Genomic DNA, 2961 nt, shown 5'->3' with positions numbered 1-2961 from the left:
AAATTTTAGGTCCTTTACTGACACAATTTGAACTTAATCTTGCTAGAATTTATGTTTTAAATCCTAAAACCAAAGAAGATGCTTTTAATAAAAGTATTCTTTGGATAAAAGAACATTTAGAATTTATGGAATTAGTTTATGGACATATCAAAGCACAAGAAAGTGCTTTGATAAAAAATATACTTCCTTTAGAAGAAAAACTTAAAGAAAGAAAATTAGATAAATGGATGGAAAGGGTGAGAAGGTGAAAGAAAAACTTTTTTTAAAAAATACTCAAGCTTTATTTGAAGTTGATGAGATCTTAGCCTATAAATTAAGATCACTTAAAAATATAACTTTTAAACTCATTCAAAATGAAAATGGAATCAATTTTGCAAAAGATGAAATCTTACTTTATCAAAATCCCAATCAAGAGCTTTTAGAAAATCTTAGCCTTTTTCAAAGTGAATACGCAAAATATCCTGTTTTGTTTTTTTATGGTTTTGGAAATGGAATGCTTTATAAAAGTTTATGTGAAAATAAAAATCATCGACATATTATTGTTTTTGAAGATGATTTAGAAATTTTAGCCCTTGCTTTTTATTTATTTGACTTTAGCGAAGCCTTAAAAAATGAAAAACTCATACTTTTTCACACTCAAACGCTAAATACCCCACAACTTAGCACACTTTTTAGCTATGAAATCATTCAAAAAAGTGTAAAAATTTTTAATCTTTTTATCCATAGTGATTTTTATCAAAAATTCCAAAATACACAAATACAAAATACAAACACCCAACTCATGGAAATGATACGCTTTATTGTTTTAAACAAAGGCAATGATCCACATGATTCTTTAGTAGGGATCAAGCATACTTTAGATAATCTTCCTAAAATGTTAAATCATGGAATTTTTCAAGAATTTCTTAAAGAAAGAAGGACTAAAGTTAAAAATGCTATCATTGTTTCTACAGGACCAAGTTTAACCAAACAATTACCTTTATTAAAAAAGTATGCTAATAAAGCTACGATTTTTTGTGCGGATAGTGCTTATGTTATCCTTGGAAAATACGGTATAAAGCCTGATTATGTTTGCATGCTAGAGCGTGATGATATAGTTTCTAAATGTTTTGATAATGATTTTGGCGATTTTAACAAAGGCATACTTTTCATACTTGCTTCTGTAGTTCATAAAGAAGTATTGGATTTTTTGGAAAAAGATCAAAGAACTTATATGCTTGTGCATCGCCCTTTAAATTTTGCAGCCAGCTTAAAACTTGATGAATACGGATATTTAGGAGTAGGACATAGCGTTTCAAATATGATCTATGAATTAGCTGGGGCTTTAAGATTTGAAAATATCATTTTTATAGGACAAGATCTTGCTTATAGTGAAGATGGAAGTTCTCATCCTAAAGAACACATTCATGGTAACCAGGGTGAAGAAATCAGAGGGGAAAGCTATACCTTGGCTTATGGTGGAAAAGGCAAAGTAAGAACACAACTTACTTGGAATTTATTTCGTCAAGCCTTTGAAAAAGATATTTTTTGGACAAAAGAAAAACTTCATATCAACACTTACAATTGCACCGAAGGTGGAGCAAGGATAGAAGGAACTATAGAAAAACCTTTTCTTTGGGTTTGTGAGAATTTACTTGATAAGGATTTAAACAAACCTTTTGATTTTCCAAAAATTTTAGATAAAAAACAAGCCAAAGAAAAATTAGAAAAAACAAAAAAATATCTCCAAAAAAATATTTTAGAATCCAAAGAATTTATCAAAAAAGCTCAAACTCAACTTCAAAAACTCAGATATACTTTAGAAAAAAACAAAGATGATTTTCACACTCTTGAAAAAATCAAAAACAATCTCTTAAATCTTTTCAAAGAATTTAAAAAACTCAAATTTTTTAACGAACTTACTCAAGCAATTTATTTTCATAATGAATGTGAAATTTTAAAATTTGAAGTTTTAAATGCAAACAAGCAAAAAGAAAATTTGATAGATTTTTTAAAAATACAACACAATTGGTTTATACAAGGCTTAGGATACCTTGACACTCAAAACCAAACCATAGAAAAAAGTTTAGAAAATTGGAATTTTGACGATATAGTCAAAAAATAATTAGGATTTCCAATGACCTTCACCCCTACCCAAAAAGAGCTCTTTAACAAAAATATTGAAGCTTTAGGTAATATTCTTTTAAAAGAAAGTTTAAAAGAAATCAAGTCTAGTAAATTTGAACTTATCTTAGGTAAAGATAATCTTGATATCAATCTAAAAGATACGAATGATAATACTTTTCTTTATGGAAATGTTATTGATGAATTAAACACTATGTTAAACACCTATAATGACAAATACCTACTTTATCCTGTATTGTATTTTTATGGTTTTGGAAATGGAATTTTATTTAAAGCTTTATTGCAAAATAAAAATCATCAGCATATTGTTGTTTTTGAAAAAGATATAGAAATCATTTGGGTGATGTTTCATATCTTAGATTTTTCAAATGAATTACAAAATTCAAGATTGATGATTTTGCAAACTAGTTCTTTAAATATAGAATTTTTTTCTGATTTTTGTTCTAACAAACCTTTCTTTCAATTTTCTAGAATTTATTTTTTAGAACTGATGAGTAATTATTATGAAAGATTTCATGAAGATGTTTTGGAGTTAAATAAAAAGCTAGTACAGTATTTTAAAGATTCTATTATTTCTCATGGTAATGATCCTCTTGATGCTCTTCAAGGCATAGAGCAATTTGTTTATAATCTTCCTCAAATGATCACTCATCCTAGTTATACAGAATTACTTTCTAAAAGAAAGAATTTAAGTGATACAGCTATCATTGTTTCTACAGGACCAAGTTTAACCAAACAATTACCTTTATTAAAGAAGTATGCTAATAAAGCTACAATTTTTTGTGCAGATTCTTCTTATCCTATTTTAGCTAAGCATGGCATAAAGCCTGATTATGT

At 27.4% G+C, this 2961-nt stretch carries 2 protein-coding genes and 1 pseudogene; all 3 read left to right on the top strand.

The genetic code is table 11. The features are described from left to right. Positions 1 to 248: pseudogene (locus AJN64_RS05210) on the top strand (motility associated factor glycosyltransferase family protein); the annotation flags it as partial. Further along, positions 245 to 2104 carry a motility associated factor glycosyltransferase family protein gene (locus tag AJN64_RS05205; RefSeq protein WP_083271920.1) on the top strand — a complete coding sequence of 620 codons (1860 nt, stop codon included), beginning with the start codon at positions 245 to 247 and terminating at the stop codon, positions 2102 to 2104. The pseudogene AJN64_RS05210 and the gene AJN64_RS05205, both read left to right, overlap by 4 nt. Positions 2105 to 2116: 12 nt before the next feature. Next, the coding region (locus tag AJN64_RS05200) for a motility associated factor glycosyltransferase family protein (protein WP_148122988.1) at positions 2117 to 2961 on the top strand (845 nt) is incomplete at its 3' end.

Origin of the sequence: Campylobacter sp. BCW_4332 (assembly GCF_001763175.1) — a bacterium.
Classification (GTDB): domain Bacteria; phylum Campylobacterota; class Campylobacteria; order Campylobacterales; family Campylobacteraceae; genus Campylobacter_D; species Campylobacter_D jejuni.
The sequence above is the reverse complement of the archived record's forward strand: the minus strand, read 5'-3'. Positions and strand labels throughout refer to the sequence as shown.